27 protein-coding genes are annotated in these 26,128 nt (G+C 62.5%); 12 read left to right on the top strand and 15 right to left on the bottom strand.

Annotated features, from left to right (window positions below; translation table 11 throughout):
- Window positions 1-18: 18 nt before the first annotated feature.
- From ACIOJF_RS02085 to ACIOJF_RS02100, 4 genes are all read right to left on the bottom strand, one after another.
- Window positions 19-930, bottom strand: a complete 912-nt coding sequence (locus ACIOJF_RS02085) for an amino acid ABC transporter permease (RefSeq protein ID WP_105661517.1) — start codon at window positions 928-930, stop codon at window positions 19-21.
- Window positions 927-1,604, bottom strand: a complete 678-nt coding sequence (locus ACIOJF_RS02090; protein ID WP_105657532.1) for an amino acid ABC transporter permease — start codon at window positions 1,602-1,604, stop codon at window positions 927-929. Before ACIOJF_RS02090 ends, ACIOJF_RS02085 begins: the two co-directional genes overlap by 4 nt.
- A gap of 139 nt (window positions 1,605-1,743) precedes the next feature.
- Window positions 1,744-2,574, bottom strand: coding sequence for a glutamate ABC transporter substrate-binding protein (locus tag ACIOJF_RS02095; protein ID WP_105657531.1), 831 nt, complete (start codon window positions 2,572-2,574; stop codon window positions 1,744-1,746).
- 31 nt (window positions 2,575-2,605) lie between these two features.
- Complete coding sequence (locus ACIOJF_RS02100; RefSeq protein ID WP_181148852.1) at window positions 2,606-3,337, bottom strand: amino acid ABC transporter ATP-binding protein; 732 nt, start codon at window positions 3,335-3,337, stop codon at window positions 2,606-2,608.
- Window positions 3,338-3,514: 177 nt separating this feature from the next.
- On the opposite strand from ACIOJF_RS02100, the gene ACIOJF_RS02105 reads away from it, so the two are divergent.
- From ACIOJF_RS02105 to ACIOJF_RS02115, 3 genes are all read left to right on the top strand, one after another.
- Window positions 3,515-4,300 (top strand): TIGR00730 family Rossman fold protein, encoded by a 786-nt coding sequence (locus ACIOJF_RS02105; protein WP_105661516.1) that lies wholly within the window; start codon window positions 3,515-3,517, stop codon window positions 4,298-4,300.
- 3 nt (window positions 4,301-4,303) lie between these two features.
- Complete coding sequence (locus ACIOJF_RS02110; RefSeq protein ID WP_105657528.1) at window positions 4,304-4,648, top strand: DivIVA domain-containing protein; 345 nt, start codon at window positions 4,304-4,306, stop codon at window positions 4,646-4,648.
- A 123-nt stretch (window positions 4,649-4,771) separates the two neighbouring features.
- Complete coding sequence (locus tag ACIOJF_RS02115; RefSeq protein ID WP_013349509.1) at window positions 4,772-4,939, top strand: DUF3117 domain-containing protein; 168 nt, start codon at window positions 4,772-4,774, stop codon at window positions 4,937-4,939.
- A 96-nt stretch (window positions 4,940-5,035) separates the two neighbouring features.
- On the opposite strand, the gene ACIOJF_RS02120 is transcribed toward ACIOJF_RS02115, so the two are convergent.
- A complete protein-coding gene (locus tag ACIOJF_RS02120; RefSeq protein ID WP_105657527.1) occupies window positions 5,036-5,701 on the bottom strand; it encodes an O-methyltransferase in 666 nt (221 codons plus the stop codon).
- A 138-nt stretch (window positions 5,702-5,839) separates the two neighbouring features.
- Between ACIOJF_RS02120 and sigE the strand changes: the two genes are divergently transcribed.
- Window positions 5,840-6,457: an RNA polymerase sigma factor SigE gene (gene sigE, locus ACIOJF_RS02125; RefSeq protein ID WP_105657526.1), complete on the top strand. Its 618-nt coding sequence runs from the start codon at window positions 5,840-5,842 to the stop codon at window positions 6,455-6,457.
- A 77-nt stretch (window positions 6,458-6,534) separates the two neighbouring features.
- Window positions 6,535-6,939: a sec-independent translocase gene (locus tag ACIOJF_RS02130; protein WP_105661515.1), complete on the top strand. Its 405-nt coding sequence runs from the start codon at window positions 6,535-6,537 to the stop codon at window positions 6,937-6,939.
- Window positions 6,940-6,951: 12 nt separating this feature from the next.
- Here the strand turns inward: ACIOJF_RS02130 and ACIOJF_RS02135 are convergent, their stop codons facing one another.
- The 3 genes from ACIOJF_RS02135 to ACIOJF_RS02145 are packed head-to-tail and all read right to left on the bottom strand — an operon-like array spanning window position 6,952 to window position 9,960.
- On the bottom strand, window positions 6,952-8,055 hold the full coding sequence (locus tag ACIOJF_RS02135; protein ID WP_105661514.1) for an Mrp/NBP35 family ATP-binding protein: 1,104 nt from the start codon (window positions 8,053-8,055) through the stop codon (window positions 6,952-6,954).
- 3 nt (window positions 8,056-8,058) lie between these two features.
- Window positions 8,059-8,667, bottom strand: coding sequence for a DUF1003 domain-containing protein (locus ACIOJF_RS02140; RefSeq protein WP_105657523.1), 609 nt, complete (start codon window positions 8,665-8,667; stop codon window positions 8,059-8,061).
- Window positions 8,668-8,709: 42 nt separating this feature from the next.
- Window positions 8,710-9,960 (bottom strand): magnesium transporter MgtE N-terminal domain-containing protein, encoded by a 1,251-nt coding sequence (locus tag ACIOJF_RS02145; protein WP_105657522.1) that lies wholly within the window; start codon window positions 9,958-9,960, stop codon window positions 8,710-8,712.
- A gap of 132 nt (window positions 9,961-10,092) precedes the next feature.
- Between ACIOJF_RS02145 and ACIOJF_RS02150 the strand changes: the two genes are divergently transcribed.
- Entirely contained in the window at window positions 10,093-10,950 is an 858-nt protein-coding gene (locus tag ACIOJF_RS02150) for a general stress protein (RefSeq protein WP_181148842.1), read from the top strand.
- 86 nt (window positions 10,951-11,036) lie between these two features.
- On the opposite strand, the gene ACIOJF_RS02155 is transcribed toward ACIOJF_RS02150, so the two are convergent.
- Window positions 11,037-12,584: an aminopeptidase P family protein gene (locus ACIOJF_RS02155; protein WP_105661513.1), complete on the bottom strand. Its 1,548-nt coding sequence runs from the start codon at window positions 12,582-12,584 to the stop codon at window positions 11,037-11,039.
- Between the two features lie 65 nt (window positions 12,585-12,649).
- Between ACIOJF_RS02155 and ACIOJF_RS02160 the strand changes: the two genes are divergently transcribed.
- Window positions 12,650-13,495: a PHP domain-containing protein gene (locus ACIOJF_RS02160; protein WP_105661512.1), complete on the top strand. Its 846-nt coding sequence runs from the start codon at window positions 12,650-12,652 to the stop codon at window positions 13,493-13,495.
- Here the strand turns inward: ACIOJF_RS02160 and ACIOJF_RS02165 are convergent.
- The 6 genes from ACIOJF_RS02165 to ACIOJF_RS02190 all read right to left on the bottom strand — a co-directional run bounded on the left by ACIOJF_RS02165 (window position 13,480) and on the right by ACIOJF_RS02190 (window position 20,267).
- Complete coding sequence (locus ACIOJF_RS02165; protein ID WP_105657678.1) at window positions 13,480-14,364, bottom strand: site-specific DNA-methyltransferase; 885 nt, start codon at window positions 14,362-14,364, stop codon at window positions 13,480-13,482. The two genes, ACIOJF_RS02160 and ACIOJF_RS02165, sit on opposite strands and share 16 nt — an antisense overlap.
- A 78-nt stretch (window positions 14,365-14,442) precedes the next feature.
- Window positions 14,443-16,068 carry a DEAD/DEAH box helicase gene (locus tag ACIOJF_RS02170; RefSeq protein WP_105657519.1) on the bottom strand — a complete coding sequence of 542 codons (1,626 nt, stop codon included), beginning with the start codon at window positions 16,066-16,068 and terminating at the stop codon, window positions 14,443-14,445.
- A gap of 264 nt (window positions 16,069-16,332) precedes the next feature.
- The gene (locus tag ACIOJF_RS02175; protein WP_105661511.1) at window positions 16,333-17,778 is read right to left on the bottom strand and encodes an RNB domain-containing ribonuclease; all 1,446 of its coding nucleotides are present in this window, start codon (window positions 17,776-17,778) and stop codon (window positions 16,333-16,335) included.
- 121 nt (window positions 17,779-17,899) lie between these two features.
- Window positions 17,900-18,121: a DUF3107 domain-containing protein gene (locus ACIOJF_RS02180; protein WP_105657517.1), complete on the bottom strand. Its 222-nt coding sequence runs from the start codon at window positions 18,119-18,121 to the stop codon at window positions 17,900-17,902.
- Between the two features lie 64 nt (window positions 18,122-18,185).
- On the bottom strand, window positions 18,186-18,809 hold the full coding sequence (locus tag ACIOJF_RS02185; RefSeq protein ID WP_105657677.1) for a TetR/AcrR family transcriptional regulator: 624 nt from the start codon (window positions 18,807-18,809) through the stop codon (window positions 18,186-18,188).
- Window positions 18,810-18,947: 138 nt separating this feature from the next.
- Window positions 18,948-20,267, bottom strand: a complete 1,320-nt coding sequence (locus ACIOJF_RS02190) for a glutamyl-tRNA reductase (RefSeq protein WP_402741132.1) — start codon at window positions 20,265-20,267, stop codon at window positions 18,948-18,950.
- A 148-nt stretch (window positions 20,268-20,415) separates the two neighbouring features.
- On the opposite strand from ACIOJF_RS02190, the gene hemE reads away from it, so the two are divergent.
- From hemE to hemC, 5 genes are all read left to right on the top strand, one after another.
- The gene (gene hemE / locus ACIOJF_RS02195) at window positions 20,416-21,471 is read left to right on the top strand and encodes a uroporphyrinogen decarboxylase (RefSeq protein WP_332594821.1); all 1,056 of its coding nucleotides are present in this window, start codon (window positions 20,416-20,418) and stop codon (window positions 21,469-21,471) included.
- 106 nt (window positions 21,472-21,577) lie between these two features.
- The gene (gene hemG / locus ACIOJF_RS02200; protein WP_402741133.1) at window positions 21,578-23,170 is read left to right on the top strand and encodes a protoporphyrinogen oxidase; all 1,593 of its coding nucleotides are present in this window, start codon (window positions 21,578-21,580) and stop codon (window positions 23,168-23,170) included.
- Window positions 23,171-23,262: 92 nt separating this feature from the next.
- Complete coding sequence (gene hemQ, locus ACIOJF_RS02205; protein ID WP_105657676.1) at window positions 23,263-23,949, top strand: hydrogen peroxide-dependent heme synthase; 687 nt, start codon at window positions 23,263-23,265, stop codon at window positions 23,947-23,949.
- A complete protein-coding gene (locus tag ACIOJF_RS02210) occupies window positions 23,946-25,151 on the top strand; it encodes a ferrochelatase (RefSeq protein WP_402741134.1) in 1,206 nt (401 codons plus the stop codon). The genes hemQ and ACIOJF_RS02210 overlap by 4 nt, the downstream gene beginning before the upstream one ends.
- Entirely contained in the window at window positions 25,148-26,122 is a 975-nt protein-coding gene (gene hemC / locus ACIOJF_RS02215; RefSeq protein ID WP_105657512.1) for a hydroxymethylbilane synthase, read from the top strand. The genes ACIOJF_RS02210 and hemC overlap by 4 nt, the downstream gene beginning before the upstream one ends.
- Window positions 26,123-26,128 lie beyond the last annotated feature (6 nt).

The following is a 26,128-nucleotide window of genomic DNA, read 5'->3' on the forward strand; positions in this document are numbered from 1 at the left end:
ATTTTTTTGTTTCAGCTGCTAGGCCTTGGGATCGGAAGGATCCTGTGGCGCTGGCACGTCGAGGCCGGCTGGGGCGCCGACTATGGCTGCGGCCGGGCCGGCCGGGGCATTCTTCTCCTTCTTCACCCGGCTGCTCAGCCGGCGCGAGACAATCACGGCAATCTTGCTCAAGGTGAAGTTGATGATGATGAAGATGGCTGCCGCCACAATCAGCGCCTGCAGGACGTTGCCGTTAGGCGAGGAGTAGGTGCGGGCGAAGAACAGCAACTCGTTGAAGCTGATGATGTAGCCCAAAGCCGAGTCCTTCAAGATCACAACGAACTGGCCGATCAACGCCGGCAGCATGGCGACCAGCGCCTGCGGAATCTCGATGTGGCGCAGCGACATGCCACGGGTCAGGCCGATCGCTATGCCTGCCTCGCGCTGTCCCTTGGGCAGATTGTGAACGCCGGAACGGACCAGCTCCGCAACGACCGAGCCGTTGTAGAAGATCAGCGCCGCGACCACGGCCCACATCGCCGTATCACCTGACAGCTGCAGGGAACGGGAGAAGAAGACGTTGAAGAACACGATCATCAGCAGCACTGGTACCGCGCGGAAGAATTCGACAATCACGGTGGAGATTCCGTTGATCAGCTTATTCTGCGCCAAGCGGCCGACACCGAAGATCAGGCCGAAGATCACCGAGCCGATGATGCCCAGGACTGCTGCCTTGGTGGTGTTCCACAAGCCCGGAAGCAGGTAGTTCTTCCAGGTGCTGCCTTCGATGAAGTCATCCCATTGCGAAGGCTGCATCTGGTCCTTGGCGGCCAGGCCGAGGACGATCCACGCCACGATGCCCAAGGCAATCAAGGCGCCGACTATGTTTACCGCCAAGATGCGGCGGCGGGCCTTTGGCCCGGGAGTATCAAAAAGAATCGACGCGCTCATCGTGCCACCGCCAGTTTCTTAGAAGCCCAAGTAGTCAACAGGCCCACCGGAATGACGATGATCACGAAGCCCACTGCGAAGGTCAAGAAGATCGGGATCACGATATCTGCGCGGAACTCAATCATGGTCTTCATGACCGAGGAGGATTCCGTGGCAACCGAACCGACCGCTGCGACGGTGGAGTTCTTGATCAAGGCGATCAAGGTGTTGCCCAAGGGGACAATCGCGCCGCGGAAGGCCTGCGGCAGAATCACCAAGCGCGCTGCGGGCAAGAAGCTCAGGCCGATGGCACGAGCAGCTTCTGCCTGTCCCAGGGGAACCGTGTTCACGCCCGAGCGGATCGCTTCGCACACGAACGCCGCGTGGTAAACCGCAAGGCCAAGGACGGCGAGGCGGAAGAAGTTTCCCTGGAAATCGCTGCTGAGCACGAATCCGAGCTGGCCGTAGAGGGCCAGCACGCAGAACAGGATGATGATGGTCAGCGGGGTATTGCGAATCAGGTTAACGTAGCTGGTGCCCAGGGCCTGGAAGCTCCCCACGGGGGAGATGCGCAGCAAGGCCAAGATGGTGCCCAGCACGAGGGCGCCAATGGCAGCCCAGAAAGTTAGTTGGATATTGACCCAGAAAGCTCCGGGAATGTCGTACTCAGTGAATATGGATAAGTAATTCTCCACTGCAAGCCTCTGTCTCGATGGCCGGAAAACCGGCCAAGCGGCTATGGGTCCGGTACCTGCATTAGCTGGTACCTGGGAAACGCAGATTGCAGATGGGGGCCAAACACGCTGCGTTTGGCCCCCATCGCATCAGATGCTGCTAGGCGCAGGAATCCGAAAGGGTTGGCGGGTTGGTTTCAGCGTTCGGCTTGTAACCGGTGCCTTCGGTGTTCTTGTCCAGGGCCTTCTGCCACTCGCCGGACTCGATCATCTTGGTGATTGCCGCATTGATGTCGCCGCACTTGTCGGTGCCATCAGGCAGGCCCACGCCGTAGTTCTCTTCGGTGAATGGCGCGCCGACAACCTTGAACTTGCCCTTGTAGGCAGGCTGCGCAGCCAGGCCGGCAAGGATGATGTCATCGGTGGTAACCGCGTCAATGGTGCCGCCACTCATCTGGGTGGTGCACTCTGCATAGCCCGGAAGTTCCTGCAGGTTGGTGTTCTGGGCGTAGTTGTCCTTGACCTTCTGGGCCGAGGTGGAACCGGTGACCGAGCACAGGTTCTTGCCATCGAGGTCTTCTGGGCCGGCGATATCCGAGTCGGATGGAACCAGCAGGTCCTGGCCGGCGACAAAGTATGGACCAGCGAAGTCGACAACCTTGTTGCGCTCATCGGTGATCGAGTAGGTTGCGAAGATCATGTCAACCTGGTTGTTCTGCAGCATGGTCTCGCGGTTGGCCGACGGTGCCGAAATGAATTCGATCTTGTCCTCGGTGTAGCCCAGTTCGCTGGCTACGTACTTGGCGACGTCAACGTCGAAACCGGTGTAGTTATCGCCGTCCTTGAAGCCGAGTCCCGGCTGGTCGTACTTGATGCCGATGCGGATCTTGTCGCCGTCGGCTTCGCTGTCGCCGGAGCCGCCACATGAAGTCAGGGCCAGGGCTGCGACGGCGGCCATTGCGGCTACAGTGCCGAAACGAGTCTTGCGCATTGTTCCTCCTATTGGATGCGTGATGATGAAATTAGTGGTTGGTGATCAACTTGCCAAGGAAATCCTTGGCACGGTCGGATTTGGGATTGGTGAAGAATTCCTCAGGAGTGGCCTGCTCGACGATCTGGCCGTCGGCCATGAAGATCACGCGGTCCGCCGCCTTGCGGGCGAAGCCCATCTCGTGGGTGACCACGAGCATGGTCATGCCTTCCTTGGCAAGACCCACCATGGTGTCCAGGACCTCGTTGATCATTTCCGGGTCCAGGGCACTGGTTGGCTCGTCGAAAAGCATCACCTTCGGCTTCATGGCCAGTGCGCGGGCGATCGCCACACGCTGCTGCTGGCCGCCAGAAAGCTGTGCGGGCAGTTTGCCGGCCTGATTGGCCACGCCCACACGCTCCAGCAGCTGCATCGCCAATTTCTTGGCCTCATCCTTCTTCATGCCCTTGACCTTCATCGGACCGAGGGTCACGTTCTCCAAGATCGACTTGTGGGCAAAGAGGTTGAAGGACTGGAAGACCATGCCGACATCGGCCCGGAGATTGGCCAGTGCCTTGCCCTCTTCGGGAAGGGTCTTGCCATCAATCTTGATGGTGCCTTCGTCGATGGTTTCCAGTCGGTTGATGGCGCGGCACAGCGTGGACTTGCCCGAGCCCGACGGGCCGAGGATCACAACGACCTCGCCCTTGGTCACTTCGAGATTGATGCCGTTGAGCACATGCAGCGCACCGTAGTGCTTATTGACCCCAGTCAGCTGGACGATAGGGCCTTCAGAAGAAGCTTGAGCCTGATGATCGCTTTTCATGTTGTAGACATTACTTGATGTGACGGCGACTACGCGACCCGTCGACCATGTCACACCTAGTTGTTATCAAACTGTTCTCCAATCCGCGGTAGGTCACATCCGAAGATGCGCAGGAGTAACCGATAGAGTGAAGCTATGGTTCATCAGCGTAAGAGTGAAGAAAATGCCCGGGTCGGGCAAAAGCGCCACATCGAAGCGAGCTGGCCAGGAAAGCAACCGGAAGATCAGCTTGACCACCATCTTCTGGAAAGCCCGCAGGTCGATGTCACGCATAGCGACGTGTGGCGCGTGTTGCGAATCCAATCGGAATTCGTCTCCGGCTTTGGAAATATGGCCGGCACCGGTCCTGCCATCGCGGTTTTCGGTTCCGCGCGCACGGATCCAGGCAGCCCGTACTATGCGATGGCCCAGCGTGTCGGCAGCCGCTTGGCCGAGGAAGGCATCACTACCATCACCGGTGGCGGCCCCGGCGCCATGGAAGCGGCCAACAAGGGAGCTGCTGACAAGGACGGCGTTTCCGTAGGCCTGGGCATTGAGCTGCCTTTTGAAACCGGACTGAATGCCTGGGTCAACAAGGGCCTGAACTTCCGCTACTTCTTCGTGCGCAAGACGATGTTCGTGAAGTACTCGCAGGGCTTCATCGTGCTCCCCGGGGGTTTTGGCACCCTGGACGAACTGTTCGAAGCATTGACCTTGGTCCAGACCAAGAAGATCACCAGCTTCCCGATTGTGCTTGTGGGCACCGAATACTGGGGCGGCCTGGTGGACTGGATGACCAAGACGCTCGTTGCTGAAGGCACCATTTCGCCCGGTGATCTGGACTTGTTCACTATCACCGATGATCCTGATGAAGCGGTGGATCTGGTGCTGCGTGCGCATAAAGAAAACCTGAAGGTCGGCGACCTGGCGAAGGGGCAGTAGGCGATGCCGTTCCTCCTTGTTGCCATCGCAGTATTGCTGGTGGGTGCTGTTGCGCTGCTGCTGTCCAGCCAGCGGAAGAATGTACCGGCAGGTCGCCACTTCGAATCCACTGGGGAGCCCATCACGGGATTGGTAGAGCACCAGGCTTCGTTGCCGCCGGTGCTGCTGGCCAAGAATCCGCGCGCTGAAGATGTGGAGAAAGTTCGCTTCTCCTTGGGCTTGCGCGGTTACCGCTGCGACCAGGTGGATGAGGTGCTCGATGTCCTCGCGGCAGAAATTACCGAGCTGGAGAATACGGTTCGTGACCTTGAGTCACGGCGTGTGATTAGCGACACGGGCGAAAATTAGTAATAATAAAAGATAAGTGTCCCAACTCAGCAGGGAATCCTTGCTGAGGATGGACTAGGCATTCGGTTGTATGCACGGCAAGCGCCAGTGCATGCGTTAGCCACAGACGAAGGGAACAGCTTAATGGCTGCTATGAAGCCACGCACCGGTGATGGACCAATGGAAGTCGCTAAGGAAGGCCGCAGCCTCATCTTGCGCCTGCCAATCGACGGAGGCGGACGACTGGTAGTCGAGTTGAACAACGACGAGGCAACCGAATTGCGTGAGTGCCTGCTCAAGGTAACTGAGTAAGCTTGCCCAAGTTCTAGCTTTGGCCGCACGGGTTGCTGGTGCGGCAATCGAGGACCGACAGAAATGTCGGTCCTTTGTTTTTCCCGAAATCAGCCGCTAGAGGCGGGTCGCGGCCTTGGCGGGAAGGACAGTGGCCACAAACAGGCCCTGCTCGGTAGGGAACAGGTGGGTCTGCAAGCGCGGGTCCTCGCGCAGCATGCGCAGCGCATCTCGGGTCGTGACGGTGGAGGGGCGGCGAACCGCGGGCTTGGCTAGGCGGTGCTCGTCGTAGGCGTTGTTCACTATGATCACTCCGCCGGTTCCGACCAGCCGCTTGGCCTCGGCCACGTACTCGAGCAGCAGCTCAGCGCCGGCGTCGATGAGTACCAGGTCGTAGGCGTGGTCGGCCAAGCGCGAGAGCACGTTCTCTGCGCGCTCGTTGATAATGCGGGCGCGGGCCGTCGGGATGCCTGAATCGCGCAGGCCCTGGCGCATCGCGTTGGCGTGCTCCAGATCCGATTCAATCGCGGTCAACGTCATGGCGTTGCCCATGACCTCGAGCATCGCCAGCGATGCGACACCCACACCGGATCCGATCTCCACGATATTGCGCGGCTGGCGCAGGGTGCAGAGCATCTGCAGCATCGAGCGGCCGGCCTGATCGATGCAACGCACGCCCAGGTCTTCCGCACGTTCGCGAACCGGGGCGACATGCTCTGGTTCGTTGACGTGGTTCTGGGTATAGGTCCAGCTCGCGAAGAGTTCTGGATTCATCGATGGCATCGGCGGAGGTCCTCAAGGGTTGAATTGGCGGGGCCAGTTCCCATCGTACCTACGTCGTTACCTGAAGTTGTTGAACTTGGAGGTTCTCGCGCAGGGTATTCTTAGCTTCAGCTCAGCTTCCCATTTCATACTTGGAGTGTGAACAATGCACGAAGTGAAACAGTTTCTTCTACGGTGACTGCCGAAACCACGACTCCGACATGGGATCAGATGGTCCAAGAACATGGGCAACGGGTCTTCCGTTTGTCCTACCGTTTGACTGGTAACCGTCAAGATGCCGAGGACCTCTCGCAGGAGGCATTCGTTCGCGCATTCAAAGCCTTGGAAAATTACACCCCCGGAACCATGGGCGGGTGGCTGCACCGCATTACCACCAACCTGTTCCTGGACCAGGCTCGGCGCAAGAGCAAGATCCGCTTCGACCGTTTCGCCGAGGGATCCGAAGACCGGATGCCCGGTACCGCGGTAACCCCGGAACGCTATTTCGAATTCAACAACTTGGATGTCGACGTGCAAGAAGCCCTGCGTGCGTTGTCGCCGGAGTTCCGTGCCGCTATTGTCCTGTGCGATATGGAAGGCTTCTCCTACGAGGAAGTCTCACGCATCCTGGATGTCAAGCTCGGGACCGTGCGTTCTCGCATCCACCGTGGCCGCGCCATGCTTCGTGATGCGCTCGCTCACCGCAATCCAGCCAACCGCCCTGCAAAGACCATGTCGTTGCCGCGCATCCCGCGAGGCTTGCGCGCCGCCAGCTAACCCCGTTCATCGCGTGTTCACCGTTGGCGTGGCGCGGTGACTTCGTTAGTGGCACTGGAACAAGGTAATCTTCTTACGTGGATCTTTTTGGTATTAATGGTGGCGAGTTTATCGTTCTCGCCGTGCTGGCGGTCGTTATTCTGGGCCCCGAAAAGCTTCCTGAGTACGCCAAAAAGCTAGCGAACCTGGTCAAGGAAGTGCGGCGCATGGCCAATGGCGCCAAGGAGCAGCTGCGCGAGGAAGTAGGCGACGAGGTTGCCGACATCGACTGGAAGAAGCTGGACCCGCGCCAGTATGATCCACGTCGAATCATCAAGGAGGCGCTTGTCGATGAATTCGACGACGCCGTGAATGCCGCAAAGGGTTCTCCAGCCAAGACCGTGGCCCCAGCACCGGTGCGCACCGCGGTCCCTTCGGCTACCGCGCAGCAGCTGCAGCTGGGCGCCAACGAATCGGCCCCCTTCGACTCAGAAGCCACCTAGGCCCAGAAGTCCTCAGAAAGACATCGGCAGCGATCGCCCGGCAAGCCCGCGCGGTCGCTGTTCCAATTTCCCGGCCAATTCACGCATCGCTGCCGCGGCCGGTGCCCCCGGGGTGCTGAGCACTACCGGCTGGCCCTGATCCGAACCCACGCGTACGGACTCTTCCAGCGGAATCTGGGCCAGCATCCCAACAGGGTAGCCCAGCTGCTGGCTCAGCGATTCGCTGAGCTTGGCACCGCCACCGGAACCGAAGACCTCCATGCGCGACCCGTCGGGCAGCTGCAGGAAGCTCATGTTCTCAACCACCCCGATCACCTTCTGATGGGTCTGCAAGGCGATGGTGCCGGCGCGTTCGGCAACCTCGGTAGCCGTGGACTGCGGAGTCGTGACCACCAGCAGCTCGCTATTGGGCAGCAGCTGGGACACGGAGATGGCCATGTCCCCGGTGCCTGGCGGCAGGTCCAGCAACAAGTAGTCCAGGTCCCCGAAGTAGACATCCGAGAGGAACTGCTCCAGGGCCCGGTGCAGCATCGGGCCGCGCCAGATCACCGGCTGGTTGGAATCCAGGAACATGCCAATGGAAATGACCTTCACTCCGTGCGCCACCGGCGGCAGGATCATGTCATCAACCCGGGTGGGGTTCTGCGAAATACCCATCAGCGAGGGAATGGAGAAACCATGGACATCGGCGTCGATCAGGCCGACCTTCAAGCCCTGGGAGGCTAGCTGGCAGGCCAGATTCGCGGTAATCGACGACTTGCCCACGCCGCCCTTGCCGCTGGCCACAGCGATCACCCGGGTCAGGGAAGCAGGATCGGAGAACGGGGTGCGGCGGCTGGCCAGTGACTCGCGCAGCTCCGCGCGCTGCTGCGGATCCATGACGCCCAGGCTCACCTCAACGCGCTGCACCGCTGCTACGGTCAGCAGGGCCGCGGTGGCCTCTTCCTCGATGGTGGAGCGCATCGGGCAACCGGCGATGGTCAGCAAGATCTTGACCTTGGCGGTGCCATCGGCCAGGACAGCTGATTCCACCATGCCCAATTCGGTGATCGGCCGGCGAAGCTCCGGGTCGTTGACCTTTGCGAGGGCGGCTAGGAGTTCTGGCGTGGTGCTCAATGCTTATTTGCTCTTCCGGTGCTGGCCCTGCTGGGGCTTGACGGTTTCGATCATCCCGGTTTGCGGGTGTGAATTCTTATTGCCGCCCTTTTTCTTCGCGCGCAGGTGCAGCTCTTCGCCATCAGAGGTTTCCAGCAGCTCTTCAAGCACATTGCGCAGTTCGGAACGCACGTAGTCGCGGGTGGCAACATCGCGCAGTGCCAAGCGCAGGGAAGCCAGCTCGCGGGTCAGGTACTCGGTGTCGTACAGATTGCGTTCAGCACGGGCGCGGTCCTCGGTCAGCGAGACGCGGTCGCGGTCATCCTGGCGGTTCTGCGCCAGCAGGAGCAGCGGAGCCGCGTAGGAGGCCTGCAAGGAGAGCATCAAGGTCAGCGCGGTGAAGCCGATGGTGGCATCGTCAAAACGCCAATTGATCGGGGCGACCGAGTTCCAGATCAGCCAGAAGGCGCAGAACACCGTCATGTACAGCAGGAAGGTCGGGGTGCCCATGAAGCGGGCGAACTTCTCCGTGGCCGAACCAAAGAGGTCGGGGTTCGGGGAGAACCGGGGCCAGAAGCGTTGTCGTGCTGCAAGCGGGGTATCCAGGCCGTTACTCTTGCGCTGCTCAGCCATAGCTGGAACTCCTTTGCTGCTGATGGGTGGGTGGGGCGTTGGCTAGTCTTGGGAACGCCAGTCATCCGGGAGGATGTGGTCCAGCACGTCATCCACGGTGATGGCCCCTACAAGCCGGCCTTCCTTGTTGGTCACGCCTACGCTGGTGAGGTTGTAGGTGGCCAAATGGCGAACCACTTCGGTGATATTGGCCAGATCCGACATGGGCTCCAGCTCCGTATCAAGGATATCGCCCAGCGGCTCCGGGGGAGCGGCACGCAGCAGCGCCTGGATGTGGACTTGGCCCAGGTAGCGTCCCGTGGGCGTCTCCAGCGGCGGGCGCACCACATATACGGTCGAAGCAAGCGCCGGGCTCAATTCCTCCAGGCGCACCGAAGCCAGGGCTTCAGCGACCGTGGATTCAGGGGTGAGAATCACCGGAACCGGGGTCATGATCGACCCGGCGGTACCTTCCGGGTAGGCGAGCAAGCGGCGGACATCCTTGGCCTCTTCCTCGTTCATCAGATCCAGCAGCTGGTGCTTGGTCTCTTCGCTGACTTCAGCCAGAAGGTCGGCCGCGTCATCCGGGTCCATTTCCTCAAGCACGTCCGCGGCACGTTCCAGGCCCAGGGCGGAAAGGATCTCCACCTGCTCGCGGTCCGGAAGTTCCTGGAGCACGTCGGCCAGGCGCTCATCTTGCAGATGGGCCGCGATTTCCAGGCGGCGCTTCTCATTCATTTCATGCAGGGCGTCAGCAAAGTCGGCAGGCTTCATCTCATCGTGGGCGGCCACGAAGGTGTCAGCGGACTGCGGTTCATTCTTCGAACCGTGGCTGACCTCGTCCCAGGAGACCAGCACCTTGTTGCGGCGGCGCGAACGCAGTCCCAGCAAATTGGCCGTCGGTTCTCCACGCTGGACATAGTATTCGTTGATTTCCCAGTCCCCGCGACGGGTCTGCGCCAAACCGATGTCCTCGATGACACCGCGACCGGAACCATCAACGAAGGTGATGGTGCGGTCGAACATTTCGGCGACAACCAGAATTTCCTGGCCGCGCTGCTGGAAGCGGCGCATGTTCACCAGGCCGTTGCAGATCACCTGGTTGGCTTCCATAGACTGGATGCGGGTCATCGGAACGAACACCCGCCGTTTGCCGGGGACCTCGACGACCAAGCCCACGCAGGCGGCGGGTTTCTTGGGGCCGCGGGAGACCACCACGACATCGCGCAAGCGGCCTAAGCGGTCGCCCAAGGGGTCAAAGACATCAAGCCCGAGCAGCCGGGCGACGAAGATTTTAGACACTTGTGCGCTCACCCTCCTAGACTATCGCGTTTCAGCCCCGTTCCCGGTGTGCAAAGCCACAGGGCCAGTGCTGTTTCTTTCACCCTCAGCGATAGTTGCTTCACAACTAGGCAGGCTCACAGTAAACCTGTGCACAATATAGTTATGACCTCGCCTCATGGAGTAAATTCGATTAGCACCAGCGGCCTGCCGCGCGGAGAACTGCTTGGACGTTACACCAGCTATCTCGACGCGCAGAAGCTCGTGGATTACCTGGCCGATAATGATTTCCCGGTCGCCGCGGTAAGCATCGTCGGCAATGACGTACGCACCGTGGAGCGAGTCACCGCGAAACTTTCCTACCCGCGCGTGGCGCTGGCTGGCGCGGCCCAGGGCGGCATGATGGGCCTGTTTGTCGGCCTGCTCCTGACCCTCTTCGGCGGTGGCGGCAACGGGCTGTACCAGATTCTCTCCGCCATCGGCCTGGGCATGGCTATTTGGATGATCGCCGGCGTGATCAGCTATTCGACGCGTCGCGGCAAGCGCGATTTCGCGTCCTCCAGCCAGTTCGTGGCCACCAGCTTTGACGTGGTGGTGGATTTCGAGCATGCGCAGTCGGCCCGCATCCTGGCCTCCAAGCTGCCCATGCGTCCGCAGCAGGCACCTGCGCAACCAGTTGCCCAAGCCCCGCAGCAGCAGCCTGCCGCAGCTGCCGCACCGTCGGCCCAGGCAGCCGCCGCAGTACCGGCCACGCCTGCGCAGCCGGCCTCCGAGGAAGAGCGCAGCTCGCAGTTCCCCGACCTGCCCGATGGGCGTCCCCGCTATGGCGTGCGCGTCAACGAAGCCAAGCCAGCTGCGCCAGTTGCGCCGGTCGAGCAGCCAGCCAAGGACGAAGCGCAAGCACCGGCCGCCGAGGCCAAGGACACGCAGGACCTGTCGCAGGTAGAGCCGCGAGTGGATACTTCGCAGCAGCCTCAGGCCCCGGTCCAGGAACCAGCGCCTCGCAAGGATCCTGAAGCATAGGGACCAGCTAGGCCAAAGAAAGGCATGGGCGCAGTTACCTCGGTAACTGCGCCCATGCCTTTCGCTGGTTAACGCTGCGGGACGAATTAGCCGCGCAATTTAGCCATCCACGCTTCAACTTCCTCAGGCTTGCGTGGCAGGGCAACGCTCAAGTTCTCGGCGCCATCGGCGGTGACCAGGATGTCATCCTCGATGCGCACGCCCAGGCCGCGGTACTCCTCGGGGATCGCCAGATCCTCGTCCTTGAAGTAGAGTCCGGGCTCGATGGTGAAGACCATGCCCTCCTCCAGCTCGGCATCCAGGTACAGCTCGGCGCGTGCCTGGGCGCAGTCGTGCACGTCCAGACCGAGATGGTGGCTGGTGCCATGCGGCATCCAGCGGCGGTGATGCTGCCCCTCTGGATCCATGGCTTCTTCCACAGATACCGGCAAGATGCCCCACTCGGAGAGCCGCTCAGCCAAAACGCGGGTAGCCACCAGATGCAGGTCGCGGAACTTCAGGCCCGGCTTGGCCGCAGCGAAGGCGGCATCGGCGGCATCCAGCACGGCCTGGTAGACCTTGCGCTGCACCTCGGTGTACTTGCCGGACACCGGCAGCGAGCGGGTGATGTCTGCGGTGTACAGGGATTCGGCCTCGACACCTGCATCCAGCAGCAGCACCTCGCCCTGCTTGACGGTTCCGGTGTTGCGGATCCAGTGCAAGATGGTGGCGTTGTTGCCCGAGGCGGCGATGGTGTCGTAGCCCAGCTCGTTGCCTTCAAGCCGGGCGCGGGCGAAGAACGCGCCTTCGACAACGCGTTCGCCGCGTTCGTGCGCGACGGCCTTGTCCAGGTTGCGCACCACGTCTTCGAAGCCGTTGATGGTCGCGGCAACCGACTTGCGCAGTTCGGCGATTTCGTACGCGTCCTTGACCAGGCGAAGCTCGGAAACGAACTCGGCCAGCTCGGTATCCAGGGCATCGCTGGCTTCCAGGTCCTGGCCGGTGTTGATGCGCGAGGTATCCACCAGCGCCTCGATGTTCAGATCCACCTCGCGCACCAGACGGATGCGGATGCCGCCCAGGGCCTGCGGGCCGGAATTCTTGGTGATCGCGATTTCCAGCTGTTCCAACGAATCGGTGGGCATCCCGGTGCGCGCCGACAGCGAGGACAGGGTTGGGCGCGGGCCCACCCAGAATTCGCCGGAACGCGAATTCAAATAGAAATCGGTGGTGTCGCGGCCGGCCATCGGCGCGAAATGCAGGGTGGAAACGTGGTTGGAGCCGTGCTCGCCCACGCCGTCATCGGTCGGTTCCATGACCAGTACGGCGTCGGGCTCGTGGTCGACGCCCAGGCCGGTCAGGTGGGCGAACGCCGAATGCGGGCGGAAACGGTAGTCCGTATCGTTGGAGCGGACCTTGAGCGGGCCTGCCGGAATGACGATGCGCTCACCGGGGAAATTCTCCGAGAGCTTGGCACGGCGAGCGGCTGCGTAGCTGGCAGCGGCATCTTGTTCTGGCAGATCAGAAGTGTCTTGCGCCCACGAGGAGGCCATGAAGTCCTGGAATGCCTTGGACGTTGGACGCTGGGAACGGTTGTTCACGCGGTCTTCCAACGGCTGATCAGTGCTTGGTGCAGATGAATCTTGATTGGTCATGTTCCAAGTGTGTCACCATCAGCTGTATCCCAGCAAAGAATCAGCGCAGGGGATAACCTAGGCATATGCGAATCGACCTGCACACCCACTCCAATGTGTCCGACGGAACTGAAACTCCGGCCGAGCTCATGCGCGCCGCTTCGGTTGCGGGCCTGGATGTCGTGGCGTTGACAGATCATGACCAGACCACCGGTTGGGCCGAAGCCGCGGCGCAAGCCGGGAAGCTGGGACTGGGATTCATACCGGGCATGGAGATCACCTGCCAGGATACCCACGGCATCAGCGTGCATCTGCTCAGCTACCTGCATGACCCCACCTACCAGCCGCTGCTCGATGAGCTGGATATTGCGCTGAACTCGCGGATCGTTCGTGCCCGCCGCATTGTCGACCTGCTGGCCGAGGACTATCCGATCAGCTGGGATCTGGTGGGGGAGCATTGCCTGCCGGGTTCAACCGTGGGCCGCCCGCATATTGCCGATGCGCTGGTGACCGCGGGGGTGGTGGATAACCGCAATGAAGCGTTCGCCAACATCCTCTCCTCGCGTTCGCGCTACTACGTTTCGCATCCAGCGGTGAATCCTGCCACTGCGGTGCAATTGGTGCGGGAAGCCGGTGGCGTTCCGGTGTTCGCGCATCCCAAGGCCTCTGCACGCGGACGGGTAGTTCCCGATTCCACCTTCTACGAGATGATCGATGCCGGGCTAGCGGGGGTCGAAGTGCACCACCGGGACAATACCGCCGAGGGAAAGGCCTGGTTGCTCCAGCTGGCCGCAGATCGCGATCTGATTGTCACCGGATCCTCCGACTACCACGGCACCGGAAAGCTGAACCGGCTCGGCGAGAATCTCACCGAGCCGGAAATGCTGCATAGGATTATTGCCCAGGGGAACGGAACTCAGGCCTCGATATAGCTGGTGCTTCCAGGCAAACGAGCCTTCATCACCTCGATGGCCTCGGGGTTCTGGTCAATCAGCACATACTGGCGTCCCAGCTTCGCGGACACCGCACCGGTGGTGCCTGAGCCGGCAAAGAAGTCCAGCACCCAATCGCCGGGGCGCGACGACGCGGCCACAATCCGGCGCAGCACGCCTTCGGGCTTCTGCGTCGGGTAGCCGGTCTTTTCCTTGCCGGTCGGCGAGACGATGGTGTGCCACCAGACATCGGTCGGCAACTTGCCCAGGGCGCGCTTCTCCGGGGTGACCAGGCCGGGAGCCATATACGGCTCGCGGTCCACCTCGGCCGAATCGAAGTGGTACTTCTTCGGATCCTTCACGTAGACCAGGATGGTGTCGTGCTTGGCCGGCCAGCGGCTCTTGGCGCGGGCACCATAGTCGTAGGCCCAGATCAGTTCGTTCAGGAAGCAGTCCCGGCCGAAAATCCCATCGAGCAGCACCTTCACGTAGTGCACCTCGCGGTAATCGAGGTGCACATAGAGCGTGCCGTCCTCGGCCAGCAGGCGGTGGGCCTCGCGTAGCCGCGGCTCGATGAAGCTGAGGTAGTCGTCGAAGGTATCGTGATACGAACGGGCGATCCCCAGCTCGGTGTTGTACTCGCGTCCCTTGAATCCGGTGCGGTCGCCTTCGCCTTCGGCAGCGCGAACCATGGTGCGCTGGGCACGGGTCTGCTTGCGCCCGGTGTTGAACGGCGGGTCCACATAGATCAAGGTGAAGCTTTGATCGGGCAGGGTGCCAAGGATGGAGAGGTTATCACCGTGATACACGGTATTACCCGAGGCTGGAACGACGGACGCCGGGGCATCCTGCGTTCCAGCGTCGGGCAAAGCTGGTTCTTCGGGTAGAGCGAGCACCGCTGGTGTGGGTTCCTTTCGGAAAAGTTGGCTGACCGGTTGGACTGGGGATTAGTCCTGGCCGCCTGCTTCGGTGCTGCGGGTGCGACGGCGCGGACGGCGTCGGCGGGCAGCGGATGCGCCCTCGGTCGCCTCCTGCTCCCCGCCGGAAGCATGGGTTTCGCGGTGGCGCTCGTTTTCGCGTGCCGGACGGTCCTGTTTGCCCTTGGAGTGGCCGTGGCGTGCGCCCTCCTGTTCGGCGCCGGAGTCCTGCGCACCGCGCTGCTGGGTCTGCTCGCCGTTCACGGTGCGGGTGCGGGTACGCGAATTGCTGCGGCGGCGCGGGGTGCGCGCCGAATCCTCGCGGCGTGGCGAGCCATCGCCCTCAGCTGCCGCGGTCTTCTTGGCACGCTGCAAGCGGCCCTTGGTGCCCTTGGGGATTCCCAAGTCGGCGAAGAAATGCGGCGAGGACGAGTAGGTCTCTACCGGCTCGGGAACGTTCAGGCCCAGCGCCTTGTTGATCAGCGACCAGCGGGGCACCGAATCCCAATCCACGAAGGTGACCGCAATACCGGTGTTGCCGGCACGACCGGTACGGCCTACGCGGTGCAGATAGGTGTTCTCATCATCCGGGCACTGCAGGTTGACCACGTGGGTGACGTCATCCACGTCGATGCCGCGGGCCGCGACATCGGTAGCTACCAGGATGTCGACCTTGCCGGCGCGGAAGGCCTTCAAGGCCTGCTCGCGGGCGCCCTGGCCCAGATCGCCGTGCAGCGAACCGGCGTTGAAGCCGCGGTCCACCAGCTCATCGGACAGCTTGGCAGCCGAGCGCTTGGTCTGGGTGAAGATGATGGTTTTGCCGCGGCCTTCTGCCTGCAGCAGGCGGGCCACCATCTCGTCCTTGTCCATGTTGTGCGCGCGGTAGACCAGCTGGCGGATGTTGCGCTTGGTCAGCGAGTCATCATCACCGGGATCCTGGGCGCGGATGTGGGTGGGACGGGTCATGTAGCGGCGGGCCATGGTGATCACGGCGCCGGGCATGGTGGCCGAGAACAGCATCGCCTGGCGTACCGGCGGCAAGGCGGCCAGAATGCGCTCGACATCGGGCAGGAAGCCCAGGTCCAGCATCTCGTCGGCCTCGTCCAGTACCACGGTGCGAACCTGCTTGAGGTTCAGCACGCGCTGGCGGTTCAGGTCGATCAAGCGGCCCGGGGTGCCGACAATCACGTCGGTGCCGGCCTTCAGGGCATTGATCTGCTCTTCGTAGGGACGGCCGCCGTAGATGGTGGTGATCGAGATGTTCGAGTGCTTCGATGCCTGGGCCAGGTCGGCGCCGACCTGGATGGCCAGCTCGCGGGTCGGGGCCACGATCAGTGCCTGCGGGGCACCGGGGAATTCAAGATCCCCGTAGCCCTTGTCGCCTTCGCGGATCACGCGCTGCAGGGCAGGGATGCCAAAGCCCAGGGTCTTGCCGGTGCCGGTCTTGGCCTGGCCGATGATGTCGTTGCCGCCCAGGGCAACTGGCAGGGTCAGGGCCTGGATGGGGAACGGGTACTCGATCCCGGCTTCCGAAAGCGAAGCAACGATGTCTTCGCGAACCTTCAAATCGGCAAAGCTCTGCTTGATCGGCTCTGCGATGGTTGGCTCATTGTCTTGTGGTTCGGCCACTGGGGCCGAAAGCGTCGTGTCAGTCACGATGTCTTTGTTCTCGTTTCATGTGGGCACGGTACCTGCTCCATTCCGGCTTGCAACAAGCCAGGAGCATGCGGATACCGCACGAATCCAGCGGAGCCGATCGCTACTTTCACGTTAGGTGGCTTGGTCAAGCACCTGCGGGATGGCGGCCGCTGGGAAGACGCCATAAAACTGTTTCATCTATCAGCCCATTGCGATCGGGCATCCTATTTACTAATAGGCCAAGCATAGCCGGTTTTGCCCGGAAACCCGGGTTTAGGAGTCTCAGGCCACGATTTCGAAGCTGATCTTGCGGGCCACGGGATCAGCTTGGACCAGCTTTACGCGCACCAAGGCGCCCGGCTGGGCGGAACCGGAAAACTCTCCGGTGACCGGTTCATCGGCCAGCTGCAGCACTCCGGGACGAATCTTTCCATCTTCCTTTTGCTCGGCTGACTTCAGCACGATGGCTTGGAATTCTCCCCCGACACGTGTTTTGAGCACATAGGCTTCGAGCAGGTCGACGGCAGCATTGTTCACCCGGTTGGCGGCAATGCTGCTGGTACGCATCAGCCCGGGCAGCTCTTCCAGGGCCGAGGCGAGCTGCTCGGGGATCGGTTGGCCGGTGGAAAGCAGGTGGCAGGTGAGCAGCACGAAGCGGTCCACGAGCCGGCGCAGCGGCGCGGTGGTGTGCGCGTAGGGTGCCGCCAGTGCCGCTTGGATCAGTTCCTCTTCGGGCTGCCCGGCTATGACCCGATAGTCCGCACCGCGGAACAGCGCAGCGGCACGATGCATGATCACCAGTTGCTTCGGGTCGCTGACATCCAATGCATGCAGGTACTGCCCATAGCTTTGCGTTGCGTCCCACGGCGTGCCCAGCAACTGGGTCTGGGTGCGGAATTCCTGCTGGTCCGCTTCATCCGGTGCGGGCATGGTGCGCAGGATGCCCACACCGGCCTCGAGCATGATGCGGGCTGCGGCTATGCCGGTGAGCAGGGAAATCTGCGCGTTGTGCCCTTCCAGGGGCAGCGGGGTGCGGCTGACCAGCTTGTAGCCGTCGCCTGCTTCTTCAATTTCCTGGTCCGGCAGGTTCAATGAGGCGCCGCCGCGCAGTTGCTCCTGCAGCAGGCGCGCAGCACCGATTTCGGCGAGCAATTCCAGCTGCTCATCGGGTTCCCCCGAATCCAGCCGGGCCTGGGCGGAGGCGTAGTCGAGCTGGGCGCGGGAACGGATGCGCGCGCGGTTCAGCTGGACCTCGCCCAGGGCGCCATCGGCATCCAGGGAAATTTTCCAGTGGAAGGCCGGCCGGTCCTGGTCTGGCAGCAGCGAGCCCTGGTCTTCGGAAATCAGGGGCGGGTGCAAGGTGATCTTGCGGTGCGGCAGGTAATAGGTCTGACCGCGTTGGCGGGCCACCTGGTCCAGCTGGCTGCCCAAGGTCACGAACGCGGGAACGTCCGCGATCGCATAGTGCACGGTATAGCCCTGGCCGTTTCGTTCAAGGAACATCGCCTGGTCGAGATCGGTGGCGCCGAGCGGGTCAATGGTGAAGAACGGGATGCCGGTGGCGTCTTCTTCGGGGTGCTGGACCTGGGCTACCGCCAGTTCCGCGGCTTTCAGGGTTTGCTCGTCGAAGGGTGCCGGTACCTCGAACTCTGCTTCAAGGCCGAGCAGTAGCTGGGCCAGCGAGTTGGCGGGAACCGGGCGGGGGCTGCGGATTCTTCGTTCAGTCACCCCTTAGCAATACCATGACTCGGTGAGTCAAATCACCATTTGGGCGAAGAAATAGCCGGTTTCGCTTCTAAGCGAAACCGGCCACCAGCTGCCAAGGCGATGCCTCGGCGCGCAACAAGCTCTACTGTGCGAAGCCGACGCGGCGGACTTCTTCCGGGCCAACCTCAACGTAAGCGATGCCAGCAGCAGGCACCAGGACCTCGCGGCCCTTTGGATCCTTCAGTGCCAGAACGGTGCCGTCGGCGATCGCCTTCGAGACCAGCTCATTGACTTCGGCGTTGCTGAGCTCGGATTCAAGTACAACTTCGCGGGCTACATTCTGAATGCCAATGCGGATTTCCATGATTGTCGCAGATCCTCTCGAACGAAATAGGTGTCCCGTATGGGGCCTCTGAACACTAATTTAGCTAGTTTTCTTTCGGGAACTGCGAAATTCCGCGCCAAGCTAAACGGGAGATGAGATCCACGGCGGCATTCTGGTCCACCGAGGAGCTGCTGGTGGCCCAGTAACGCGCCGAAACCTGGGAGAGGCCTGCCAGGGCACGGCCTGCCAGCAGGCCTTCCTCCTCGCTCATGTCGGTATCTTCGACCACGACGCGGGCGATGGAGGAAGCCAGCGAACTGTTGAACTGCTCGATGCGATGGGCGATCAGCGGGTCCGAGAGCACATCGGATTCGAAGATCAGGCGGTACGCCTGGGATTCGCCCTTGATGTAGCTGTAGTAGGTGTTGATGGTGGCGAAGACGCGCTCGCGATTGTCGCTGGTGGAGCGGATCGCTTCATCCAGCTGACGGCTGAAGTCGGCCAGGTGCGAATCCAGCAAGGCGAGGTAGAGTTCGCGTTTGCCGGGGAAATGCTGGTAGAGCACCGGTTTGGAAACCAGGGCGACTTCAGCGATTTCGTCCATGGACGCACCATGGTACCCATGGGCCACGAAAACCTGGTGCGCTGCCTGCAGCAGCTGGCGACGACGCGCTTCACGGGGCATCCGTTGCGGGCGGGTGCCTTTGATATTTTCGAGTTCCGTCATGTCGAATGGGGCCTTTCCAGCTGCAGAGTGATCAGCTCCCAAGTCATCAAAGGAATTCTCGGGTGGATAATCTACTTGGAAGTAGTATTCCATGCTTCTGTGCGGAAAGTGGAAATATGCTGGGGGAAATCAGGTTTTCTACGCTGATTTGGCTTCCGGGGCGGCTGGACAGTTGCCCAGGGCCTGCGTAGTCTCCGATTTCCCGGGCTCCGGCTGCGAGAGCTCCAAGCCGTAGAGGGTTTCCAGGGCCGAGACGTATTCGCCGGTGCGGCCTTCGCCTGCCAGTTCGCGGGCACGCACGGTAGGCACATGCAAAAGCTGGCGCACCATGCGGCGCATGGCCAGCTCGACTTCCTCGGCTGCGGCGCTGCAGCCGTGCTGGGCACGGACCTTCGCGATCTCGGCATCCAGAACGGCTTTGGTGTGCTGGCGCAGCGCGACAATCGCGAAGTCGGCCTCGCGTTCACGCTGAGCGGCGGCAAATTCTGCGGTGGCGTTCTTGACGATGCGGCTAGCCGCGTGAACGGCCGTGGCCTGCTCGGTCGGGGCGGCCATGCGCACCGATTCCAAGGTAATCAGTTCAACATCGGGCAGTTCGACCATGGTCGGATCGAAGTCGTGGGTGAGCGCCATGTCGATGGCGATCAGCGGGTGCTTCTTCACGCGCAGCGCTTCAAGCTCTGCACGGGCCAACTGGTGACCGCCGCCGGAGCAGCCGACGATGATGTCAGCTTCGCGCAGGGCCTGCGGCAGCAATTCGTCGCTGAGCGGGAAGCCGCCGCGCTTCGCGGTGAAATCTGCGGCGCGCCCGGAATGGGAGTAAACCGAAATGCGCTGGACGCCGCGTTCCTTGAGCAACGCCATGGTGGCGCCAGCGTAGGAACCGGTGCCAAAGAGCACAACATCCTGCTCGGACCAGTCGCGGTCTTCAGTGGCCAGTTCTTCGGCCAGATCGAGGGCCACCGAAACCACGGACTTGCCCTGGGTGCCAAGGTCTGTATTCGAACCGACATCCTTGGCCGCGCGGGTGGCGTTCTGGAACAGGCGGGTGAGGTTGCTGGTTGTGGTCTTCTCTTGCTGCGCCTGGGTCAGTGCTCGACGCACCTGGCCAGCGATTTCGCGTTCGCCGACAACGGCCGAGTCCAGTCCGGCGCCTACGGAGAAGAGGTGCTCAACTACCGGGTCGCCTTCCAGCGTGGTGAGGCGGCGGGCCAGGAATTCGGGGGAGAGGTCGGTGCTTGCTGCCAGCTCGTTGACCAGATGTTCTGCTGCGTCCTCCACGTGGTCCACGTCTGCGTAGACTTCGAAGCGGTTGCAGGTGGCCAGCACGACGGCGCCATTGATAGCCGCCGAACCGTTAACGGAGGCAGCTGCCAGCCCGTCGGCCGAAGCACTGATTTGTGCGACGGTCTCCAGATCGAGCTGGGAATGCGATGCGACAAGAGATAAGAAAACCACAGTGACCCCAGAATAGGCCGGAAAATACCGGCAGACAACGCAGGTGTGCCTAAATCCGCATGGTTCCAAGGGGTTAGTTTGCTCACCTTCCCCTGCGGGCGAACGCAGTAAATGGGCTTTTAATCTGAAGAGTTGGCAGAATTGGGGCATGACCCTGTCGCAGAACCATCCGTTGATTGATGGACGTACCCAAGATTCCGCTTTGATCCACGCTTTGACCGGCAAGAAGCCGTCGCATCACCCGGTGTGGTTCATGCGCCAGGCTGGCCGCTCGCTGCCTGAATACCTGAAGCTGCGTGAAGGAGTGAGCATGCTCGACTCCTGCCTTGACCCTGCCATGGCCAGCGAGATCACCTTGCAGCCGGTGCGCCGCCACAAGGTGGACGCCGGCATCTTCTTCTCGGACATCGTCATCCCGCTGCGCCTTGCAGGCATTGGCGTGGACATCGTGCCAGGCGTTGGCCCGGTGCTGGACACCCCGATTCGCACCAGGGAGCAGGTAGCTGCCCTTCCGGAGCTGACGGACGAGTCGCTGGAACCCATCCGCGAAGCCGTGCGCTTGACCGTGGCCGAGCTGGGCAAGACCCCGCTGATCGGTTTCGCCGGTGCGCCATTCACCGTGGCCGCCTACATGGTCGAGGGCAAGCCAAGCCGAGACCACCTGGGACCGCGCACCATGATGCACACCGACCCGGACGTCTGGGACGGACTGATGACCTGGGCTGCCGACGCCTCGGGCAAGTTCCTGCGGGCGCAGGTTGAAGCCGGCGCCTCGGCCGCGCAGCTCTTCGACTCCTGGGCTGGTTCGCTCTCGCTTCCGGACTACCAGAAGCACGTCGCCCCGTACTCGGTGAAGTCCCTGGACTACGTCCGCGACCTGGGCGTGCCGTTGATCCACTTCGGCACCGGCACCGGCGAACTGCTCACCGCCATGCGCGATGCTGGCGTGGATACCGTGGGCGTGGATTACCGCATCCCGCTGGAAACCGCGATTGAACGCTTGGGCCAGGACGTTTCGGTCCAGGGCAACATCGACCCGGCGTTGCTCGATGCCCCGTGGGAAGTTCTCGAGGCGCACGTGCGCGAAGTGGTTGCAGCAGGCAAGAAGGCCCGCGGACATGTGGTGAACCTGGGCCATGGCGTTCCGCCAACCACCGACCCAACCGTGTTGACCCGTGTGGTGGAGCTCATTCACTCGCTGTAATTCAACAGGTCTAAGCTAGGTTTAACGCTGTGTTCCAACTGGCCCCCGAGGCCATGGGCAGGGAACAGGGCATCGGCATATTGTGAAGGTAGAAGGTGCTAGGCACGTGAGCAAGGAACAGCGCAATCTGCGCGCAGGGGATTCAGCTGAAGCCACCGGGGCGTCCAAACCGCGACGCGATATTGCCAACGATGCCGCAGCGCATGCCTTGCGCCTGCTGGAAAAGGTGCGCAGCGCCAGCGAAGCACGCCTAGCGAAGAGCGAATCGGCCGATCAGGCCCAGAAGCCATTGGCCCCGCATGCGGTGGTGATCGGTGGCGGCATCGCCGGCCTGGTCGCTGCCCGTGAACTTCGCCAGACCGGATACGAAGTGACCGTGCTGGAAGCAACCGCGAACTTCGGTGGCTGCGTGCGCACCACCGAAGTTGCCGGCATGGAGATTGATGCTGGCGCGGAATCCTTCGCCCTGCGTGGCGGCATTGTTTCCTCCTACCTCGACGAGCTGGATCTAGGCGGGCAGATCGCCAGGACCTCCGGAGAGCGGGCCTGGCTCATCCAGGGGGAAGAGCAGGAAATTCATGCTCACCAGATGCCTGCCACCGCAATGCTGGGCATCCCGGGCAATGTGCGCACCGACGAGGTGCGCGGCATCATTGGCCGACCGGCCACCGTGCGTGCCGCAGCGGATCTGATCACGCCAATGAACAAGAAGTGGGCCACGGAGAACCTGACCATCGCTGAAGTGGTCCGTTCCCGCATGGGACAGGCGGTACTGGACCAGCTGGTGGCCCCGGTCATCAACGGCGTCTATTCCACCGACCCTGCCAAGATTTCCATTGACGCCGCCGCGCCTGGACTGCGCCAAGCCATGCAGGAGACCGGTTCGCTGGCCCGCGCCGTCACCCGGCTGCAGGCTTCGGCTCCGGCTGGTTCCCGTGTGGCTGGCCTCAACGGCGGCATGTACACCATGGTCGAAGCCCTGGTGTCCCAGCTGGAGCAGGCTGGCGTTGCGCTGGTGCGCAATTCGCCGGTGACCTCCTTGCGCCACGATGCGCAGTCGCCAACTCCGTATGCAGTCACGACCTTGGGCCATGAACTGCTCGCTGACCGGGTAGTTCTCGCGACGCCGGCCGAGCCGGCACTGGACCTGCTGAACCCCCTGCTGGCACCAGAAGAGCGGATCGCCGGCGAAAGCGGTGCCAATGCCATTGCCTTGGCGATCTTGGTGGTCGATAAGCCGGAACTCGATGATGCCCCGCGCGGATCGGGTGTGCTGGTCTCCAGGAACGCCCCGCTGACGGCCAAGGCGCTGACCCATTCCACGGCCAAGTGGCCCTGGCTCGCCGCAGAGGCCGGCCCTGGCACCCACATACTGCGCCTGTCCTTTGGACGAATCGGCGAACATGAGCAACTTGTCGAATCCGGAGATGATTCAGCTCTCATCGACCAGGCAATCAAAGATGCTTCAAAGATTCTCGGTGTTCAATTGCATCTTGATGATGTCTTGGGCAGCACCGTTTCACGCTTCAGCGACATGGTTCCGCTGCAGGGCCAGGCCGCTACCGCGCGCCGCGCGCAACTGCAGCGCAGCCTGTCGGGCTTCGAAGGGCTCGATGTGGTTGGCGCATGGATTGCCGGCACCGGACTGGCGCGAGTTATCGCCCAAGCCCGCAGTGCCGTCGCGATCAGCGCCCGCTAACCGCACCCGGGCCAACTATCCTGGACTTTTGTCCGAAACCAGATCAAGGAGAATATCAAGTGAGCAACGCACCGGAGCATAATTCCCCAGTAATTCGTGAACGCGAAAATGCAGGAGAAAACCCGACGTTCTTCTACACTCTCTGGACCATTTTCAAGCGTTCGGAAATTGTCGAGCGTTCCGAGGCTGCTGCCGCTGAATTCGATGCGCTGGTCGCCGAGCTGGCCGCCGAAGGCGCCACCGTGCGCGGCATCTACGACGTTTCGGCCATGCGCGAGGACGCTGACGTGATGTTCTGGGTGCACGGGCCATCGGCCCAGCTGCTGCAGGCATCGATGCGCAAGATCCGCCGTTCGGCCCTGCTGGCCGGCACCGAAATCGTTTACTCCACCATGGCCGTGCACCGTGAAGCGGAATTCGCCAAGGACCACTCGCCAGCGTTCGCGCGCGGCCTGGATCCGAAGGAATGGATGACCGTTTACCCATTCGTCCGCTCCACCGAGTGGTACACCCTGGATCCGGCGGCCCGCGGCAAGATGCTGCGCGACCACGGCATCCTGGGCCGCGAATTCCCGAACGTGCTGGCCAACACCGTAGCGGCCTTCTCCTTCGGCGACTACGAATGGCAGATCTGCCTCGAAGCCGACGACATGATCGATCTCGTCGACATGATGCGCCACCTGCGCTACACCGAAGCCCGCCACCATGTGCGTGAGGAGACTCCGTTCTACACCGGCCGCCGCATCTCGGCAGCTGAAGCGCTAGAGGTACTGAAGTGAGCCAGGCCTTTGACCCCCGCGAGGGATATGACCGCAACGGCCAGATGATTCCCAAGTCCTACGATGCCATCTTGCTGGCATCCTTCGGCGGACCGGAAGGGCAGGATGATGTCATCCCGTTCCTGCGCAAGGTCACCGAGGGCCGCGGCATCCCTGACGAGCGCCTGGAAGAAGTTGCGGTGCACTACCGCAAGAACGGCGGCGTCTCGCCAATCAACGCGCAGAACCGTGCACTGAAGGCCGCGCTGGAGGCAGAGCTGGCTACCCGCGGCATCCACCTGCCCATCTACTGGGGCAACCGCAACTGGCACCCGTTTATCGACGACACCCTCAAGCAGCTGGCTGCCGACGGCCACCGCAAGGTGCTGCTTATGGGCACCGGCGCCTACTCCGGCTACTCGGCCTGCCGCCAGTACCGCGAGGATGCGGGCATGGGCCTAGTCAACACCGGGCTGGACGGTGTGGTGGAAGTGGACAAGCTGCGCCAGTTCTTCGACACTCCTGCCTTCGTGACGCCCTTTGCGCAGTCCTTGCGTTCCTCGCTGGCCAATGTGCGTGCGCAGCTGGCCGAAGCGGGCAAGGAAGACGGGGCGATCAAGATCGTCTTCGTCACACACTCCATTCCGATGGCCGACGCCGAGGCCGCAGGACCCGAAGGTATCCGGGCCGCAGGCTACGGGAATCTCTACACCAGCCAGCACCAGGCGGTGGCCAACTACATCCTGTCCCAGGTGGAGGAGGCCAAGGGCCTGGACCACAGCCTGGTCTACCAGTCCCGCTCCGGGGCACCGCATGTGCCATGGCTGGAACCGGATATCAACGACGCGCTGGAAGAGGATGCCGCAGCCGGTGTCGCCGGCGTCGTGGTCGTGCCCATCGGCTTCATCTCGGACCACATGGAAGTCATGTGGGATCTGGATACCGAAGCCAAGGACAGCTGCGCCCAACTGGGCCTGGCCTTTGACCGCGTCGCCACCCCGGGCACCCACCAGGCGTTCATCTCCGGACTGGTGGACTTGGTCGAAGAACGCCTGGCCGGCCCCGATGGCAAGGCCCTGCGCGCCGGCCGCACCTCGGTTCTCGAATGCGGCCCATGGTTTGATGTCTGCCGTCCGGGCTGCTGCGAGAAGCGCGCCCTGGACGGAACCTTGCGCCCGACCATCGGCGCAGTCGATTCAGAAGTTGGTGTACCCCAGCCATGACCGAAGCATTTCGCGTAGGAACGCGCGGCAGCGCGCTGGCGACCACCCAGACCGGATGGGCCGCGCAGAAGCTGGCCGGGATTTCCGGGTTGGCCGCGCAGACCGTGCTGGTCAAGACCGAAGGCGATGTGGTGACCGGCTCGCTGGCCACCCTCGGAGGCACCGGCGTCTTCGCCGCCGCGCTGCGCCAGCACCTGCTCGATTCCGGCTGCGACCTGGCCGTGCACTCGCTCAAGGACCTGCCCACTGCGCAGCCCGAGGGCCTGGTCCTGGCCTCGATCCCGCCGCGCGAGGATGTCCGCGATGCCCTGTGCTCGCGCGACTCGCTGGGCTTGGACCAGCTGCCCCAGGGTGCGAAGATCGGTACCGGTTCGCCGCGCCGTGCAGCCCAGCTGCTGGCCTACCGCAGCGACTTCGAGATTGTCGATATCCGCGGCAACGTCCCCACCCGCTTGGGCCGGGTCAAGGGTGTCGGGAAGACGCTGGATGATGGCAGCGTGGGCCGCGGCACCCAGGGTGACCTGGACGCGGTGATCCTGGCAGCTGCCGGGATGCGCCGCCTGGGCTTGGACAAGCACATCACCGAGTACCTGGATCCCTCCATCATGCTGCCCGCCCCGGGCCAGGGCGCCTTGGCGCTGGAAACCCGTACCGCGGGCACCGGCCACGGCGCATTGGATGCGGCTCTGGCGCAGTTCGATGATGCCGCTACCCGCATGCAGGTGGAGGCCGAACGTGCGCTGCTCTCCGAATTGGAAGCCGGCTGTGCTGCCCCGATTGGCGCCTTGGCCCATATCGAGGGCGATGAGCTGGTCCTCGATGCGGTCGCCTGCAACCCCGATGGCTCGCAGACCATGCGCCGCAGTGCGCGGATCTCCTGCAGCACGGCGGATGCAGCACAGCAGCTGGGCCGTTCGCTGGCGCAGTCGATGATCGCTGATGGCGCTGCCGTAGTTGCCGGGCTGGCCTAGTTCCGG

Source organism: Glutamicibacter sp. NPDC087831, assembly GCF_044742845.1.
Taxonomy (GTDB): domain Bacteria; phylum Actinomycetota; class Actinomycetes; order Actinomycetales; family Micrococcaceae; genus Glutamicibacter.